Origin of the sequence: Azospirillum sp. BE72 (genome assembly GCF_031455875.1) — a bacterium.
In the GTDB taxonomy this organism is placed as follows: domain Bacteria; phylum Pseudomonadota; class Alphaproteobacteria; order Azospirillales; family Azospirillaceae; genus Azospirillum.
Genome location: NZ_JAVDTO010000011.1, coordinates 21712 through 39564 on the forward strand (window position 1 = coordinate 21712; position 17853 = coordinate 39564).

The 17853-nt window shown below is 67.9% G+C and carries 15 protein-coding genes; 11 read left to right on the plus strand and 4 right to left on the minus strand.

Features of this window, described 5'->3' with window-relative positions; translation table 11 throughout:
* The first annotated feature begins 178 nt into the window (after positions 1–178).
* Together J2Y49_RS22295 and J2Y49_RS22300 are read left to right on the plus strand one after the other, a co-directional pair.
* Positions 179–1429: an ABC transporter permease gene (locus tag J2Y49_RS22295; RefSeq protein WP_310117147.1), complete on the plus strand. Its 1251-nt coding sequence runs from the start codon at positions 179–181 to the stop codon at positions 1427–1429.
* Positions 1426–2256 carry an ABC transporter permease gene (locus J2Y49_RS22300; RefSeq protein ID WP_310117148.1) on the plus strand — a complete coding sequence of 277 codons (831 nt, stop codon included), beginning with the start codon at positions 1426–1428 and terminating at the stop codon, positions 2254–2256. Before J2Y49_RS22295 ends, J2Y49_RS22300 begins: the two co-directional genes overlap by 4 nt.
* A 189-nt stretch (positions 2257–2445) precedes the next feature.
* Here J2Y49_RS22300 and J2Y49_RS22305 read toward each other — a convergent pair whose 3' ends face one another.
* Entirely contained in the window at positions 2446–3012 is a 567-nt protein-coding gene (locus J2Y49_RS22305; RefSeq protein ID WP_310117323.1) for a cupin domain-containing protein, read from the minus strand.
* Between the two features lie 218 nt (positions 3013–3230).
* Between J2Y49_RS22305 and J2Y49_RS22310 the strand changes: the two genes are divergently transcribed.
* The 4 genes from J2Y49_RS22310 to J2Y49_RS22325 all read left to right on the plus strand — a co-directional run bounded on the left by J2Y49_RS22310 (position 3231) and on the right by J2Y49_RS22325 (position 8336).
* Entirely contained in the window at positions 3231–4691 is a 1461-nt protein-coding gene (locus J2Y49_RS22310) for an NAD-dependent succinate-semialdehyde dehydrogenase (RefSeq protein WP_310117149.1), read from the plus strand.
* 23 nt (positions 4692–4714) lie between these two features.
* Positions 4715–6004, plus strand: a complete 1290-nt coding sequence (gene gabT / locus J2Y49_RS22315) for a 4-aminobutyrate--2-oxoglutarate transaminase (protein ID WP_310117150.1) — start codon at positions 4715–4717, stop codon at positions 6002–6004.
* A gap of 148 nt (positions 6005–6152) precedes the next feature.
* Entirely contained in the window at positions 6153–7355 is a 1203-nt protein-coding gene (locus J2Y49_RS22320) for a CaiB/BaiF CoA-transferase family protein (RefSeq protein WP_310117151.1), read from the plus strand.
* Between the two features lie 78 nt (positions 7356–7433).
* Positions 7434–8336 (plus strand): DMT family transporter, encoded by a 903-nt coding sequence (locus tag J2Y49_RS22325; protein ID WP_310117152.1) that lies wholly within the window; start codon positions 7434–7436, stop codon positions 8334–8336.
* A 22-nt stretch (positions 8337–8358) separates the two neighbouring features.
* On the opposite strand, the gene J2Y49_RS22330 is transcribed toward J2Y49_RS22325, so the two are convergent.
* Genes J2Y49_RS22330 through J2Y49_RS22340 form a run of 3 tightly spaced genes read right to left on the minus strand, consistent with a single transcriptional unit; the run spans position 8359 to position 11182 of the window.
* Entirely contained in the window at positions 8359–8733 is a 375-nt protein-coding gene (locus tag J2Y49_RS22330) for a hypothetical protein (RefSeq protein ID WP_310117153.1), read from the minus strand.
* A gap of 35 nt (positions 8734–8768) precedes the next feature.
* A complete protein-coding gene (locus tag J2Y49_RS22335; RefSeq protein WP_310117154.1) occupies positions 8769–10076 on the minus strand; it encodes a hypothetical protein in 1308 nt (435 codons plus the stop codon).
* 2 nt (positions 10077–10078) lie between these two features.
* Entirely contained in the window at positions 10079–11182 is a 1104-nt protein-coding gene (locus J2Y49_RS22340) for a hypothetical protein (RefSeq protein ID WP_310117155.1), read from the minus strand.
* A 220-nt stretch (positions 11183–11402) separates the two neighbouring features.
* On the opposite strand from J2Y49_RS22340, the gene J2Y49_RS22345 reads away from it, so the two are divergent.
* The 5 genes from J2Y49_RS22345 to J2Y49_RS22365 all read left to right on the plus strand — a co-directional run bounded on the left by J2Y49_RS22345 (position 11403) and on the right by J2Y49_RS22365 (position 17812).
* Complete coding sequence (locus J2Y49_RS22345) at positions 11403–13439, plus strand: AsmA family protein (protein WP_310117156.1); 2037 nt, start codon at positions 11403–11405, stop codon at positions 13437–13439.
* An 84-nt stretch (positions 13440–13523) separates the two neighbouring features.
* Positions 13524–15299, plus strand: a complete 1776-nt coding sequence (locus J2Y49_RS22350; protein WP_310117157.1) for an SLC13 family permease — start codon at positions 13524–13526, stop codon at positions 15297–15299.
* A gap of 102 nt (positions 15300–15401) precedes the next feature.
* Positions 15402–15881 (plus strand): hypothetical protein, encoded by a 480-nt coding sequence (locus J2Y49_RS22355; protein WP_310117158.1) that lies wholly within the window; start codon positions 15402–15404, stop codon positions 15879–15881.
* 160 nt (positions 15882–16041) lie between these two features.
* Positions 16042–16332 (plus strand): hypothetical protein, encoded by a 291-nt coding sequence (locus tag J2Y49_RS22360; RefSeq protein ID WP_310117159.1) that lies wholly within the window; start codon positions 16042–16044, stop codon positions 16330–16332.
* A 316-nt stretch (positions 16333–16648) separates the two neighbouring features.
* Entirely contained in the window at positions 16649–17812 is a 1164-nt protein-coding gene (locus J2Y49_RS22365) for an aminotransferase (RefSeq protein WP_310117160.1), read from the plus strand.
* The last annotated feature ends 41 nt before the right edge of the window (positions 17813–17853 follow it).

Here is a 17853-nt window from a genome sequence, read left to right on the forward strand (position 1 = left end):
TTCGGTGACCGGACGCCATGCGACCCCCTCACCCTAACCCTCTCCCCGCTTTCGGCGGACCTATGGTCCGCCTGTCGCGGCAGCGCAAACTTCGTTTGCGCGTAAGCGGGGGGGGAGAGGGGATGGTCCCGGGTTACGGGGCCTTGTGCACCTGCGTCTTCTCAACAGGACAATGCCGATGACAGCCGCCTTCGTTGCCGGCGCCGACGTGCCGTTGAAGCGTCGATTGAAACGGGCCGAGCGGGCCCGGCAGTTCCGTGCGCTGGGTCTGGTGCTGCCGCTGCTGGCCTTCCTGCTGTTCACCTTCGTCGTGCCTCTCGCCGGCATGATCTGGAAGTCGGTGGACGACTGGGAAGTGCCGCAGGTGATGCCGCAGACCGTGGCCGCGCTGGAGCAGTGGAACGGCCAGGGCCTGCCCGACGAGGCTGCCTTCGCCGCGCTCGCCGCCGACATCCGCACCGCGCGCGAGGCCGGAACGCTGGCCGTCGCCGCCAAGCGGCTGAACTATGTCGTCAACGGCTTCCGCACCACACTGCTGTCGACCGGCCGCAAGCTGAAGGAGCAGCCCGCTCCCGGCACCGCCAAGGCGACGCTGATCGAGATCGCCCCGGCCTGGGGCGAGCGCGAGAGCTGGGCGGCGATCAAGAGCGCCAGCGGCCCGGTCACCAGCTATTACCTGCTGGCGGCGGTCGACCTGACGCGCAACCCGGACGGAGACGTCATCCATGCCCCGGCGGACCAGTCGATCTACCGCGATGTCTTCCTGCGCACCTTCGAGATCGGTTTCGGCGTTACCGCGCTCTGCCTGATCCTGGGCTTCCCGGTCGCCTTCATGCTGGCGAACCTGCCGACCGGCCGGTCGAACCTGCTGATGATCTTCGTGCTTCTGCCCTTCTGGACCTCGCTTCTGGTGCGCACCTGCGCCTGGATCGTGATCCTGCAGAGCGAAGGCATCGTCAACGGCTCCCTGCAATGGCTGGGCATCATCGAAGAGCCGATGCGGCTGATCTACAACCGGTTCGGCGTCTACATGGCGATGACCCATGTGCTGCTGCCCTTCATGATCCTGCCGCTCTACAGCGTCATGCGCGGCATCTCGCCGGCCTACATGCGGGCCGCCGCCTCGCTGGGCGCGCCGCCGGCCACCGCCTTCCTGCGCATCTACCTGCCGCAGACCATTCCGGGGATCGGCGCCGGCTGCCTGCTCGTCTTCATTCTGGCCATCGGCTACTACATCACGCCGGCGCTGGTCGGCGGGGCGGCAGACCAGATGATCTCGTCCTTCATCGCCTTCTACACCACGGAAACGGTCAACTGGGGCCTCGCCTCGGCGCTGGGTGCGGTGCTGCTGCTGTCCACGCTGGTGCTGGCGCTGCTCTACGGCAAGCTGGCGCTCGGCCGCCAGACGACGGGAGGTCTGAAGAATTGAGCGCGAACCACTCCCCCCAGACCGCCAGCCAGCGCATCGCCTGGATCACGACGGTCGTTGTCGGCACGCTGGTGCTGTTCTTTCTGATGGCGCCGATCCTGGCGATCGTGCCCCTGTCCTTCAGCTCCAGCACCTACCTGACCTATCCGCTGCCGGGACTGTCGCTGCGCTGGTACGAGGATTTCCTGGGATCCGCGCGCTGGATGAACGCGCTGAAGAACAGCGTCATCATCGGCGTCGCCTCGGCCATGCTGTCGATGGTGCTGGGCACGCTGGCCTCGCTGGGGCTGGCGCAGTGGAAGAGCAAGTGGAAGCCACTGGTGCTTGCGCTCGTGCTGTCGCCGATGGTGGTCCCGGTCGTCATCACCGCGGTCGGCGTCTATTTCTTCTTCGCGCCGCTCGGCCTGACCGGCAACTATCTGGGCCTGATCCTGGTCCACACCGCGCTGGCGACGCCCTTCGTCGTCATCACCGTGTCGGCGACCTTGCAGAGCTTCGACATGACGCTGGCCCGCGCCGCCGCCTCGCTGGGCGCGCCGCCGCTGCTGACCTTCCGCAAGGTGATCCTGCCGCTGATCCTGCCGGGTCTGGCGTCGGGCGCGCTGTTCGCCTTCGCCACCAGCTTCGACGAGGTGGTGACGGTCCTGTTCCTCGCCGGGCCGGAGCAGCGCACCCTGCCTAGAGAGATGTTCAGCGGCATCCGCGAGAACATCAGCCCCACCATCACCGCGGTTGCGGTGGTGCTGACGGTGATCTCGGTCTGCATGCTGTCGACGCTGGAATACCTGCGCCGGCGCAACGAGCGGCTGAAGGGGAATGCGGGGTAGGGGAGTTAGACCTCCACCTAACCTCCCCCGCTCTCAGCGGACCTATGGTCCGCCTGCCGCGACAGCACAAAGCGGAGCTTTGTGCGAGAGCTGGGCGGGGGAGGGACTACCGCTACTCTCCCCAACAAGCACTTGCCCCCTCCCCCGCCCAGCGGGAGAGGGTTGGGGTGGGGGGCTAACTCACCCCGCTCACAAATACGGCGGCGTGCAGGCGCTGATCAGCTCGCACTCGATATCGCCGATGTTGCGGAACCGGTGGGGCACGCGGCTGTCGAAGAAATAGGCGTCTCCAGGGCCGAGCAGCTGTTTGCGGTCACCGACCGTCAGCTCGATCTGGCCCTTGATGACGATGCCGCCTTCTTCGGATTCATGCTGAAGCATGGTGCGGCCGGTGTCGGCGCCGGGGGCGTAGCGTTCGTGGAGGATCTGCAGGTTGCGGCTGCGCAGGTCGCCCACCTGCCGGAAGGAAACCTGGCCGACGGTGCCTTTCAGCTCGCCGGCCAGTTCGATCAATTCGTCGCCCTTGAAGAAGATCTGCTCGGGCGGCGGCAAATCGTCGGAGGAGAAGAATTCCGCAAGAGTCATCGGGATGCCCTGAAGCACCTTGCGCAGCGACGAAACGGACGGGCTGCTGCGGTTCTGCTCGATCAGGGAAATTGTACCGTTGGTCACTCCGGCTCGCTGGGCGAGCGCCCGCTGAGACAGCCCATGCTGCTCGCGGATCTGCTTCAACCTTGCGCCGACGTCGAATTCCATCATCGGACTCCTGCTCCACACCCGTCTAGGCAATAGCTCATCCGCGCAACCCCGTCATCAGAATATGAACAGTTAAACAGGGGTTGTTTAATTTATTAAACATGGTACGCTTCTTTCCACGATCCAGGCCCCCGCGCAGGAAGCCCTTGATGAACAAGGGAAATTTCGCCGGGCGCGGCCTAACGGTTCCACAATCCTTCATCCAGGGCGGATAGAACATGCTGTCGTTGAACGACCAGGGCCTTCTCCGAACCAAGGGCTACGTGAATGGTGCGTGGCGCGCGGCGGATTCCGGGAAGAGCTTCCCGGTCACCAACCCCGCCACCGGCGCCGTCATCGCCGAAGTGTCCGACATGGGTGCCGCCGAGACGCGCGAGGCGATCGACGCCGCCAACGCCGCCCTGCCGGCCTGGAAGGCCAAGACCGCCAAGGAGCGCGCGGTCATCCTGCGCCGCTGGTACGACCTGATCCTGGCGGCGCAGGAGGATCTGGCCCAACTGATGACCGCCGAGCAGGGCAAGCCCCTGACCGAATCGCGCGGCGAGGTCGTCTACGGCGCCTCCTTCATCGAGTGGTTCGCGGAAGAGGGCAAGCGCGCCTATGGCGACGTGATCCCCAGCTTCGCCGCCAACAAGCGCATCGTCGTCCTGAAGGAGGCCATCGGCGTCGTCGCGGCGATCACGCCGTGGAACTTCCCGAACGCCATGATCACCCGCAAGGTGGCCCCGGCGCTGGCCGCCGGCTGCACCGTGGTGGTCAAGCCGGCCGAGGACACCCCGCTGTCCGCCCTGGCGCTGGCCGAGCTGGCGGAGCGTGCCGGTTTCCCCGCCGGCGTCTTCAACATCGTCATGGGCCGCGACCCGGCCGCCATCGGCCATGAGCTGACCCACAGCCCGATAGTCCGCAAGGTCAGCTTCACCGGCTCGACCGAGGTCGGCAAGCTGCTGATGCGGCAGGCCGCCAGCACGGTAAAGAAGGTGTCGCTGGAGCTGGGCGGCAACGCGCCCTTCATCGTCTTCGACGACGCCGACCTGGACGAGGCGGTCAAGGGCGCCATGGCGTCGAAGTACCGCAACGCCGGCCAGACCTGCGTCTGCGCCAACCGCCTTCTGGTGCAGGCCGGCGTCTACGACGCCTTCGCCGCCAAGCTGGCCGAGGCCGTCAAGGCGCTGAAGGTCGGCAACGGTGCGGAGGCCGGCGTCACCCAGGGTCCGCTGATCAACGCCGACGCCGTCGCCAAGGTGGAAGAGCTGATGGGTGACGCGCTGGAAAAGGGCGCCAAGGTCGTGCTCGGCGGCAAGCGCCACGCGCTGGGCGGCACCTTCTTCGAGCCGACGATCCTGACCGGCATCACCACAGAGATGCGCGTCGCCCGCGAGGAGATCTTCGGCCCGGTCGCCCCACTGTTCAAGTTCGAGACGGAAGAGGACGCCATCCGCATGGCGAACGACACCGAGTTCGGTCTTGCCGCCTACTTCTACAGCCGCGACATCGGCCGTGTCTGGCGCGTGGCGGAAAAGCTGGAATACGGCATCGTCGGCATCAACGAGGGGATCATCTCGACCGAAGTCGCCCCCTTCGGCGGCGTCAAGGAGTCCGGCATCGGCCGCGAAGGCTCCAAGTACGGCCTCGATGATTTCATGGAAGTCAAATATCTCTGCGTCGGCCTCGGCGCCTGACCGTCGTCAAAGGAAAGAAGACCATGACCACCAACCAGTCCTTCGTCGCCCGTCGCGAGGCCGCCGTCTCCCGTGGCATTTCCGCCGGCATGCCCTTCTACATCGACCGCGCCGAGAACGCCGAGATGTGGGATATCGAAGGCAAGCGCTTCATCGACTTCGCCGGCGGCATCGCCGTGCTGAACACCGGCCATCGCCACCCGAAGGTGATGGAGGCGGTGAAGGGCCAGCTGGAGCGCTTCACCCACACCTGCGCGATGGTCACGCCGTACGACAGCTTCGTCGAGCTGGCGGAAAAGCTGAACGCGCTGGTTCCCGGCCCGACCCCGAAGAAGACCGCCTTCTTCACCACCGGTGCCGAGGCGGTGGAGAACGCCGTCAAGATCGCCCGCGCTTCCACGGGCCGTCCCGGCGTCGTCGCCTTCTCCGGCGGCTTCCACGGCCGCACGCTGCTGACCATGGGCCTGACCGGCAAGGTCGTGCCCTACAAGGTCGGCTTCGGCCCGTTCCCGGCCGAAATCTTCCATGTGCCGTTCCCCAACGCCTATCGCGGCATCAGCGAGGCGGAAAGCCTGAAGGCGCTGGACAATCTGTTCAAGTCCGACGTCGATCCGGCCCGCGTCGCCGCCATCATCATCGAGCCGGTGCAGGGCGAGGGCGGCTTCAACATCGCTTCGCCGTCCTTCCTGCAGGCGATCCGCGCGGTCTGCGACAAGCACGGCATCGTCATGATCGTCGACGAGATCCAGACCGGCTTCGCCCGCACCGGCAAGATGTTCGCCGTCGAGCATGCCGGGATCGAGCCGGATCTCGTCACCATGGCGAAGAGCCTGGCCGGCGGCTTCCCGCTGTCGGCGGTGACCGGCAAGGCCGCCCTGATGGACGCGCCGATCCCCGGCGGCCTCGGCGGCACCTATGCCGGCAGCCCGCTGGCGACCACCGCCGCGCTCGCCGTCATCAACGTCATCGAGGAAGAGAAGCTGATCGAGCGCGCCGAAAAGCTCGGTGAGCGCATCGCCGGCCGCTTCCGCACCATGGCCCAGCGCAACAGCCTGTCGGTGATCGGCGACGTCCGCAACCTGGGCGCCATGGTCGCCATGGAGCTGGTGACCGACCGCGAGACCAAGGAGCCGGCCGCCGACCTGACCAAGGCGCTGGTCGCCAAGGCCGCCGAGAAGGGCCTGATCCTGCTGTCCTGCGGCACCTACGCCAACGTGATCCGCGTCCTGGTCCCGCTGACCGCGTCGGATGCCCTGGTCGACGAAGGCCTGGACATCATCGAGCGTTCCCTGGAAGAACTGGTGTCGGCGTAATCGCTCCCTCCCTTGCGAAGCGGGGGAGGGAAGGGGCCCATGGCATAGCCATGGGAAGGGTGGGGGCAAGGGGCGTCCAGTCACGGACCCCCACCCCGACCCTCCCCCGCTCCGGCGGGGGAGGGAGAACCAACAGGAGGAAGTGACCTTGGCCGGACCCTTGTCGCACATCCGGGTGCTGGAACTGTCGCGCGTGCTGGCCGGGCCGTGGTCGGCGCAGACGCTGGCCGATCTCGGCGCCGACGTGATCAAGGTGGAACGGCCGGGCGCCGGCGACGACACCCGCGCCTGGGGTCCGCCCTGGGCCGGCGACCAGTCGGCCTATTTCCTGTCGACCAACCGCGGCAAGCGCTCCATCACCATCGACTTCGAACGGCCGGAAGGCCAGGAGCTTGTCCGCAAGCTCGCCGCCCAGGCCGATGTGGTCATCGAGAATTTCAAGGTCGGCGGGCTGGTCAAATATGGCCTCGACTATGACAGCCTGAAGGCGGTCAACCCGCGGCTGGTCTATTGCTCGATCACCGGCTTCGGCCAGACCGGGCCGTACCGCAACCGCGCCGGCTACGATTTCATGATCCAGGGTATGGGCGGGCTGATGAGCATCACCGGCCAGCCCGATGGCGAGCCGGGCGGCGGTCCGGTCAAGGTCGGCGTCGCGGTGACCGACATCTTCACCGGCCTCTATGCCACCATCGGCATCATGGGCGCACTGGCCCACCGTGACCGCACCGGCGAGGGGCAGCAGGTCGACTTGGCATTGCTCGACGTCCAGGTGGCGGTTCTGGCGAACCAGGCGATGAACTGCCTGGTCGGCGGCAAGGCGCCGCAGCGGCTTGGCAACGCCCACCCGAACATCGTGCCCTATCAGGCCTTCGCCACCCGCGACGGCTACATCATCCTGGCGGTCGGCAACGACGGCCAGTTCGCCAAGTTCTGCACGGTCGCCGGCCGTCCCGATCTGGCCAAGGACGAACGCTACGCCACCAACCCGGCCCGCGTCGCCAACCGCAAGGAGCTGGTGGCCCTGCTGGAGGAACTGATCCGTACCCGCGACAGCCACGACTGGCTGGCCGCGCTGGAAGAGGTCGGCGTGCCCTGCGGCCCGATCAACGATCTGGCCGCGGTCTTCGAGGACCCGCAGGTGAAGGCCCGCAACATCCACCAGGATCTGCCGCACCCGACCCAGGGCAGCGTGCCGACGGTGGCGAGCCCGATCCGTTATAGCGGCACGCCGCTGGTCCACGACACCGCCCCGCCGACGCTGGGCCAGCACACCGACGCCGTGCTGGCGGATCAGCTGGGCTTGAGCGAGGCCGATATCGCGTCCTTGCGGGACAGGGGTGTGATCTGAGGGTGTGAAAGCGGGGCGGCGCTTCGGTTACTCTGCCGCCCCAATCGATCACACACTCAACCATCTCCGGGCGATTCCATGACCGCGGCACCCGCGACCGACACCCGCCTCGGCATCCTGATGATGCTGGGCGGGATGACGCTTTTCACGCTGAACGACGCGCTCGGCAAATGGCTGGTGGCCGACCATTCCGTCGCCATGCTGATCGCCGTGCGCAGCCTGTTCGGGCTGGCGGTGCTGGCGCCGATGATCCGGCGCGAGGGCGTGTCCAGGGTCTTCGCCGTCGACCGGCTGCCGCTGCACATCCTGCGCGTTTTCCTGATGACGGTGGATGTCGCCTGCTTCTACTGGGCGGTGGGCTATCTGCCGCTCGCCGACGTGATGACGATCTACATGTCGGCGCCGCTGATCATCACCGCGCTGTCGGTGTTGGTCCTGGGGGAAAGCGTGGGCTGGCGCCGCTGGGCGGCGGTTCTGGTGGGCTTCGTCGGTGTCGTCATCGTGCTGAATCCGACCGGCCGCTTCGATCTGTGGCCGTCGCTGGTGGCGCTGCTGGGCGCCGTCATCTTCTCCGGCGGGGTGATCTCGACCCGCGTCCTGCGCTCATCCTCCAGCCTGACGCTGGTCGGCAACCAGATGGTCGGCGGCATCCTGATCGGCGGTGCGGCGCTGCCCTGGTCCTGGTCGGCGCCGGGCTGGCTCGGCTTCTTCCTGCTGGGGCTGCTGGGCATCACCGCGCTGGCCGGCCATGCCATGATGAACCGTTCGCTGCAGCTCAGCCCGGCCGCGGTGGTGGTGCCGTTCCAGTATGTGTCGATCCTGTGGGCGGTGATCCTCGACCTCGCCGTCTGGGGCACCGCGCCGACCGCCCGCATAGGGGTGGGGGCCGCGCTGATCATCGGTAGCGGCCTGTTCATCGTCTACCGCGAGCAGCGCCTCAAGCGCGGCGTGGCGGCGGAGGGGGTGGCGGAGGTGCCGTGAGGCCCCCGACCCACCTCCGGACTCAACCCCCGAAGAACCGCGGCACCAGCCTGATCGTCACCGGCTCCACCGGGCGCCAGCCATAGTCGCCGATGACGTCGTTGGACTCCGCTGCCCGCCGCCCGGCGGCCAGCGACCATGTGATGTGGTAGGTGGAGCCGTCGGGCCGGTCGCTGGTGCCGTCGATGGCGACGACCACCGCCTGCACCCCCTCGCCGTCGTCCGCGCAGCCGATGACCTCGGCCTCGCTGGCGGTCGGCAGCGGCTCGTGCTGGCCGACGCCGAACTTCTGGGTCACATGGTCGGCGACGAGCCGCTCATAGCGCGGCGGGATCAGGGCCAGCAGCCGGCCGCGCTCCTCCGCAGGCAGTTCCCAGCCGGTGTATCCCGCTCCCATCGTCCGATCCTCCAAACCGCCAGACGCCCGTACACTCAACGCCGGCCGCCGTTCATGATCCCGTCCATGATCTTATTCGCTTCGGCGGGTCCGGCAATCAGCTCGATCATGCGGATGGCGGTGTAGCCGCTGCGCGCGTTGCCGGCGGGTCCGCCCAGCGCCTGCTGCGCCTTTTCCGTCAGCGAGGCGGTGGTCTTCTGCGTCATCTCCCGCAACTCGCCGCGCAGGCCCAGCGAATCGGCGATGGTCGCGCATTTGCGCAAGGCCCGCGCCTGGTTCTCCGCCTGGGCCAGTTGGGCCCGCCCGTCGTTGCCGCCATCGAGTGCGCCGATGGCGGCGACGATGCCGGCATCCGCGTCCTGCAGGACCTGGGTCTTCACCATGGCATGGACGGAGTTGCGGACCTCCTTCAGCCGCTGGTCGAACTCCCTGTTGCGGCTGTGCTCCATCGCCGCGCGGGTGGCGTCGAGGCTGGCGACGAGGTCGAGCGCCAGGTCGGCCACCGCCATGCGGTCGGTGCCGGTGCCGGGTGCGCTCCGGAAGGCGCGGGAGCGGTCCTCCATCTGGGCGACGACCGTTCCGCTCAGCGCCATGAACAGGGCGGCGCGGTCGGCCGACTTCTGTCCCAGATCCATGTCCCACAATCCGCTCAGCAGGACCGTCGGGTCGCTGAGCCGCGAGGTGGCGATCAGCACGAAGATCTTCAGCGCCTCCGGCCGGGCGCGGGTGACGCGGCGGCCGATCGCCTGGATCGCCTCGACATGGTCGGCGTGCAGCTTAGGCACCGGCTTGGGCGACAGCGCCGCCTTCATCTCCGCCACCTCGGGCGCGATGGACAGGATGGTGGCGATGTCGGTCAACGCCCGCATCCGCGCCGGATTCATCCGCAGCTCCAGCGCGTCGCTGTAATGGCCGGCGACCGCGCCCTCGGCGATCCGCGCCACCGCCGCGCCGCATTCCGTCCAGAAGGCTTCCGTCAGCGCCTTGCGCTGCGGCCCGTCCTGCAGGGCGGGGCGGAAGCTGCGCAGCCGGTCCTTGCCGATCTCGGCCTCTACCAGCGGCCACAGGCTGTTCATCAGCGACCGCTCGATCACGCTCAGCGGCACCGGGTCGGCCTTGCCCAGCGCCTCGAACAGATCCTCGAACGGGTCGCAGAACAGACGCTTCAGGGTGGGCCGGCGGTGCACCCGCAGCTCGACCAGCCGGGGGCGGATGGCGGCGATGGTGCGCTGGATGTCGGGATGCTCGTTCATCTGCTCCAGCAGCTCGACCACCTGACGGAACTTGGGCTCGTCGATGTCCAGAAGCTTGTCGCCCAGCGCGACCAGATCCCTCATCTCCATGGTCAGGCCGCCTTCCCTTTGAGCGTCTCGATCCGCATGACGAGATCGACGTCCAACTGGCCGCTGCGCCAGTCGACATAGGCGCGCACCGACCGCCTCTGGCTGGTGATCAGCTTGTCGGCCATCAGCGACTGGTCGATCCGCCCCTCGTCCCTGGGCAGCAGCGGAATGACGCGGAAGATGTCGTGAACGGCCATGTCCTGGGAGTATCGGTCCTGGGTCAGCGCGTCGCTCCACAGCAGGATCAGGTATTCCCAGCCGTCCAGCAGCCAGGACAGCCGGCTGCACGCCTTGCGGATCTGCGGCCGCTTGGTCTCCCACTGGCGCAGCAGCGTCTCGAAGGAGGCCATCGCCTGATCCAGCTGGCCGATGACGTTGCGGGCGTGGTTGACCGTGTGCTCCGCCACCTCGGCGCAGAAGCCGCCGATGGGGGCGGCTTCCGACACGTTGTCGGTCGCCCAGTCGGTCATGCTGTCGCGGAAGCCCTGCAGGTCGCGCATCAGCCGCCGCAGCCGTGCCGGCTTGGGCGAGGTGGCGATCCCGATCGACTCCATCATCACCGCCAGTTCGGCGATGCGGCCATAGAGTTCGGTCGGCTCCAGGGCAAGGCGCTGCGCCGCCTTCATCATCAGGTCGCGGGTCAGCTTCTGCCCCTCGGCGGAGGTCAGGCCGACCCGCAGGATCTCGGTCGATTCCAGGCCGACCGCCTTCAGCGCCTCGACGATCAGCTGATAGTTGATCAGAAGCCGCTGTTCGTCGTCGTCGCTCAGTGCCGCTTCCGCCGCCGCCACGGCGCCGCCGCCGGCAAGGCCGCAGCGCGCCGCCTCCAGCACCGCCTTGCGGATGTCGTCGGGAGAGCAGCCGTCCGCCTTCGCGATCAGGTCGTGCAGCATGCGGTCGTGCACGGTCATCGGGAAGGCCAACGGCAACGACTTCCACGGCACCACATAGACGCCGCGCCCTTCCGAGAGGTTGGGCACCAGAACCTCCAACTGGTCGCGGCTGTCCTTGCGCACCCGCGTCTGCGCCAGGACCGGCGTGGTGAAGGCCACCGCGGCACCGCGTTCCTCGAAGGTGGACGGGGCGAAGTTGGTAAGGGAGCGCATCGTGTCTGCGGCCGTGGCTGTCAGGGAGTGTCGAACCGGATCATTGGATTACGGACCCGGGAAGCTGAATTTTGCGTTAAATCCAATATAAGCGACAACGGAAATATATCACCTTAGGGCTAGGGGAGGGGATCTCTTGCGGTACTCCCGGCCCCGACCCTTCGCCGTTCCTCTCTGGCGGACGTTGACAGGAAATGACGGTTTGCGGAGGGCCGGCGGAATGGCAGCGGGAGCGGGATCGGTGTTCAAATGGATCGGCTACGGCCTGCTGGGCCTGCTCGGCCTCGCTGTGGTCGGCGTCGGCGCGGTGCTGCTGCTGTTCGACTGGAACGATGCCCGCGGATTCGTCGCCCGCCGCGCCTCGGCCGCGCTGAACCGCGAGGTCGCGATCGACGGCGACCTGCGCGTCCATCTCGGCAATCCGATCCGCATCCATGTCGAAGGACTGCGCGTCGCCAACGCCCAATGGGCGGTGGAGCGCGGCGAGGACAAGGACATGGTGGCGATCCAGGCGCTGGACGCCACGCTGCGGCTCTGGCCCCTGCTGCGCGGCGACTGGGAACTGCCGGAGCTGAAGTTCCAGGGCCCCAAGCTGATCCTGGAGAAGAACGACAAGGGCGAGGCCAATTGGAATTTCGGCCCGCCCAATGCGGAGAAGGAGGTGGCGAAGGAGGCCGCGACCCCCGACGACCGCGGCGACATCCCGGTGATCGAACGGCTGGTGATCGCCGACGGCCGGATTCGCTACCGCGATCCCACCAGCGACATCGACATCGACAACACCATCAACACCGCCACCGGCGGCAACGACGACGACACGGTGCAGCTGAACGGCAAGGGCAACTTCGCCGGAAAGCCCTTCACCCTGGCGGCGGAAGGCGGTTCGCTGCTCTACCTGCGCGACGACCCCAAGCCCTATCCGATGAAGATCGAGGCCGCAATCGGCAAGACCAAGGGCCGCATCGAGGGCTCGGTGGCGGAGCCGGTGAGGATGGAGGGCATCGACCTGTCCGTGGCGCTCAGCGGCAACGATCTGGCGGAGATCTTCCCGATCCTCGGCATCCCGACGCCGAAGACACGCCCCTATTCCATCTCCGGCCACCTGTCGCGCGAAGGGGGCCTGTGGGCCTTCCACGGCATGAACGGCAAGGTCGGCGAAAGCGACCTGTCCGGCGACCTGTCGGTCGACACCAACGGCGAACGCCCGATGGTGAAGGCCGACCTGACCTCCAACCGGCTGGCGGCGCAGGATCTGGCCGGCCTCGTCGGCGCCTCGCCGCGCGGCAGCGACGATTACCCGACCCGCGGCAACAACCGGGTCATCCCCGCCACCCCGATCAATGTGGAAAAGCTGCGCAACACCGACATGGACGTCCGCCTGCGCGGTAAGCGGGTGGAGGCGCCCTTTGCGCCGCTCCAGGACCTGGACATGCGCGTCAAGCTGACCGCCGGCGACCTGCATTTCGACCCGCTGTCGCTGGGCATCGGCGGCGGGCGGATCGCCGGCACGGTGCAGGTCGACGGCCGCCGCAAGGTTCCGGCGCTGCGCACCAACCTGGACATCCGCTCCATGAAGCTGTCTTCCTTCTTCAGCGAAACCTCCTTCGCCGGCCAGATCGGCGGTACGGTGGCGGGGCGCATCCAACTGGCCGGCACCGGCAAGACGGTGGCCGACCTGCTGGCGACCTCCGACGGCAAGGTCGGCGTTTCGGTCGATGGCGGGCGAATCACCAGCCTCGCGGTCAAGGGGCTGAAGACCAACATCCTGGAGACGCTGGGCGTGGTGATCTCCGGTTCCGAGCCGCTGCCCTTCAACTGCCTGGTCGGCAACCTGTCGGTGGAAAACGGCATCGCCCGCGCCGAGGCGCTGGTGCTGGACACGCCCGAGACGATCGTCACCGGCAAGGGGACGATCAGCCTGCGCAACGAGGCGCTCGACCTGCGGATCGTCGGCGATTCCAAGTCGCCGCAGATGTTCGCCACCCATGTGCCGGTGCTGGTCGGCGGCACGCTGGGCAACCCCGACATCGGCGTCGATCCCACCGAGTCGGCGGCGCGCGGCGCCGCGGCGGTGGCGCTGGGCGTGCTGCTGACCCCGCTGGCCGGCGTGCTGCCCTTCCTTGACCCAGGCAGTGATGAACAGCCACAGTGTGGCCGGCTGGTACGGGATGCCCGCTCCCCCAACAAGGGAGCGCCGGCGTCCGGCAAGTCGGGCAATGACCGCGGGGAGGGGAAGGCGTCGGGTTCGGCCCGCTGACCGCCTGCTCCGCGTCGTTCCTGTCCGACTCCCCTTGAACGGGGCAGCCGGGGAAAACGGACAGGAAGGACGCCGCCTCTCTCAATGACCATCGACCAGATGTTATCGTTCGGCATCATCGGCGCGGTCATCGCGCTGCTGATCTGGGACCGGCTGCGCTACGACCTCGTCGGGATGATCGCCCTGCTGGCTTCGGTCGCGGTGGGGATCGTGCCGGCCAAGCAGGCTTTCCAGGGCTTCTCCGACGACATCGTCATCATCGTCGGCTCCGCCCTGGTGATCAGCGCCGCCGTTGGCCGGTCGGGCGTGGTGGAGGCGGCGATGCGCCCGCTGGCCGCACGGATGACGACGGTGTGGACGCAGGTCGTCATCCTGGCCGGGGCGGTCACCCTGCTGTCGGCCATCGTCAAGAACATCGGCGCGCTGGCCATCTTCATGCCCATCGCCCTGCAGGTGGCGCGGCGAACCGGCACGCCGGTGTCGATGCTGCTGATGCCGATGGCCTTCGGGTCGCTGCTGGGCGGGCTGATGACGCTGGTCGGCACCTCCCCCAACATCATCGTGTCGCGCGTCCGCGCCGAGATGACGGGCGAACCCTTCCACATGTTCGATTTCACGCCCGTCGGGCTGGTGATCGCGGTGTTCGGCGTCGCCTTCCTGGCGGTAGGGTACCGGCTGCTGCCCAAGGGGCGGACCGCGGCGGCCGGTCCGGCCTTCAACATCGACGATTACACGGCGGAGGCCAGGCTGCCCGCCGGTTCCCAGTTCGTCGGCCGCACGGTCGCGGAGCTGGAGGCCGTCAGCGACGGCGAGATCACGCTTGCCGCCATCGTGCGCGAGAATTACCGCCGCTATGTCCCATCGGGCCATTGGGTGCTGTTCGCCGACGATATCCTGGTGCTGGAGGGCGACACCACGGCACTGGCCGAACTGGTCAAGCGTGCCGGACTGAAGATGGTGCACGACAAGGATCTGGAGGGGGTCGAGAAGGAGGACGAGATCGCAGTGGTCGAGGCGGTGGTGGAACAGCGCTCCGCCATGATCGGCCACAGCATCGAGGAGGTGAACCTGCGCGAGCGCTTCGGCGCCAACCTGCTGGCGATCAGCCGGCGCGGACGGCCGATCCGCCAGCGGCTGCGCCGTGTCCGCCTGCAATCGGGCGATCTGGTCGTCCTGCAGGGCCGGCAGGCCGCCATGTCCGACACGCTGGCCGAGCTGGGCTGCCTGCCCCTGGCCGAGCGCGACCTCGCCATCGGCCGCACGCCCAAGCGGGCGGCGGCGGTCGCGGTACTGGGACTGACCGTGCTGCTGGTCGCCACCGGGCTGGTTCCGGTCGCCATCGCCTTCTTCGGGGCGGCGGTGGCGATGATGGCGCTGAAGGTGGTCAGCCTGCGCGAGGCCTACGAGGCGGTGGAATGGCCGATCCTGGTCCTGCTCGGCTCCCTGATTCCGGTCAGCGAGACCCTGCGCACCACTGGCGGCAGCGAACTGATCGCCGGCCTGCTGTCGCAGGCGTCGCAGGGAATGCCACCCATCGGCGCGCTCGCCATGATCATGGTGACGGCGATGGCGGTGACGCCCTTCCTGAACAATGCCGCCACCGTGCTGGTGATGGCGCCCATCGGCGCCAGCCTCGCCACCCATCTCGGGCTCCGGCCGGACGCCTTCCTGATGGCGGTGGCGATCGGGGCCGGCTGCGACTTCCTCACCCCCATCGGGCACCAGTGCAACACGCTGGTGATGGGGCCGGGCGGCTATCGCTTCGGCGATTACTGGCGGCTGGGGCTGCCGCTGTCGATCATGGTCGTGATCCTGGGCACGGCGGCCATCGCGGTGTTCTGGCCGCTGACGCCGCGCTGAGGATCGCGTCCGTTCACGGATTCGTGTCTCGCGGACCGGTTCCGTTCTCCCTCCGACTGGTGTAGGCTTCTTCCTGGGGCTGAAGCCTGACGGGAGGCCGATATGTCGGTGTGGCGCCGCTATCTGGTGAAAGACGTGACCGGCCGGCTGGTCGACCTGCCGAGCAGCCTGCTCGACCGGGCCGACGACGGCACCGCTCCGCTGCCCCATTTCGCCGGCCGTTGCGTGGAGCTCGTGGCCGCGGTGATCGTCGGCGACCGCAAGACCCACGCCCGCGTCACCGAACTGGCCTTCACCAAGATGTATTTCGACCAGATGGGCTATGTCGACGCCGCCAAGCGCGAGCGGATGATCCGCCTGATGCTGGAAAGCTGCGCCGACCGCCGCTGCACGCCGCCCCGGCGGGACGGCCGCCACGAGGATTGCGCCCGTCTGTCCCGGCGCGCGGGTGCCGCCCGCGATCAGCTGATCCGCGAATTCGGCTGGGAACCCAAGCCGGACGAACGCGACGCCGCCCTGAGCCGTCTCGACCCCGCCCGCCTGCGCGCCACCCGCCCGGAGCCGGCGCGGACGCTGCATTGATCAGAGGGGCGCAAAATCCCCCTCTCCCCAGGGGGAAAGGGGATCGATTCGAGATCGAGGACCTGTGCATTCCTCACCCGCAAGGGGAGGGGGCCTTTTCGGCTGCCACCTTCCGGCCCATATGCAGGCCAACGGAAGCATGGAGCCTAGCGAACCACAGATGAGTCCTCCCGATACCGCCCAGACGCTGTCTTTCGCGCGTGTGCGCCAGCTGGCACTGATCGGCGCCGGATGCACCATCATCCTGTTCGGCCTGCTGCTGGCGCCTCTGCCCGGTCCCGGCGGGCTGCCGGTGATGCTGCTCGGCGGCATTCTCGTGCTGCGCAATTCCGCCGATGCCCGCCGCCTGTTCGTGCGCAGCAAGCGCCGCTATCCCCGCGTGTTCAGTCCGGTGGAACGCATCCGCCAGAAGCTGCGCGCCCGCCGCCTGCGCAAGATGAACCGCGGCTGACCCGCCGCTTTTTCCCGCAGTCCATTACCCGCCGGCCCTCCGAGTGTTAGGAATGGACACCACCATTCCCAACGGCGAGGGGGGCCAGCGTGACCAGCCGACCTCATGGCGCCGAGACCGTCGTCCCCCTCTCCGCGCGCCGTGGCCGGCTTGACCGGTTGAACGGTGGAACATCGCCGGAAAACCGTTCCACACCGTTTCAAACGTTCCATTCGCCCCATCGGCCGCCCGCGGTCTGCCCTGCGGAAGCGGGCACTGGACAGCATCGCCCCGCAGCCTCCATCTTGTGCGTCCGTTCGCATGAGGAGGGTTTGCGGTGAAGTCGGGCAACGCGCTGCTGTCCAGCTATGGCACCACCATTTTCGAGGTCATGTCCCGCCTGTCGGAAGAGCATGGCGCGATCAACCTGGGCCAGGGGTTCCCCGACGACCGCGGGCCGGCCGACGTGCTGCAGACCGCGGCCGACGCGCTGCTCCAGGGCTGGAACCAGTATCCATCGATGATGGGCACTCCCGACCTGCGGCAGGCGCTGGCCGCCCATGCCCAGCGCTTCTACGGTCTCGACGTCGATTGGAAGACCGAGACGATGGTCACCTCCGGCGCCACCGAGGCGCTGACCGCCTGTCTGCTCGGCCTGATAAATCCGGGCGACGAGGTGGTGCTGTTCCAGCCGATGTACGACAGCTACCTGCCCATCGTCCGGCTGGCCGGCGGCGTGCCGCGCTTCGTCTCGCTCAAGGCGCCGGACTGGAGCTTCAGCCGCGCCGATCTGGAGGCCGCCTTCTCGCCGCGCACCAAGCTGGTGCTGATCAACGATCCGCTGAACCCGGCGGCCAAGGTCTTCGACCGGGCGGAACTGGAGCTGATCGCCGAATTCGTCCAGCGCCACGATGCCTTCGCCGTCTGCGACGAGGTATACGAGCACATCGTCTTCGACGGCCGCCGCCACATCCCGCTGATGACCCTGCCGGGCATGCGCGACCGCTGCCTGAAGATCGGCTCGGCCGGCAAGACCTTCTCGCTGACCGGGTGGAAGGTCGGCTACGTCACCGCCGCCCCGCACCTGCTGCAGCCGGTGGCCAAGGCCCACCAGTTCCTGACCTTCACCACCCCGCCGAACCTCCAGGCCGCCGTCGCCTACGGCCTCGGCAAGGAGGAGGGCTACTTCACCGGGCTGGCCGCCGGGCTGCAGGCCAAGCGCGACCGGCTGGCCGCCGGGCTCGCTTCCGTCGGATTCGACGTTCTGCCCAGCGCCGGGACCTATTTCGTCGCCGCCGACATCGGCCGTTTCGGCTTCGACGGCGACGATCAGGCCTTCTGCCGCTGGCTGGTGGCGGAGGCGAAGGTCGCCGCCATCCCGGTCAGCGCCTTCTTCGTGGAGAATGCGCCGGCCGGCGTCGTGCGTTTCTGCTTCTCCAAGCGGGACGAGGTGCTCGACGAGGCCATCGCCCGCCTGCGCAAACGCTTCGCGGGCAGCTAGGCGTTGCCGCGGTGGGAGCGATCTGCGCGCCCCCGCCGCAA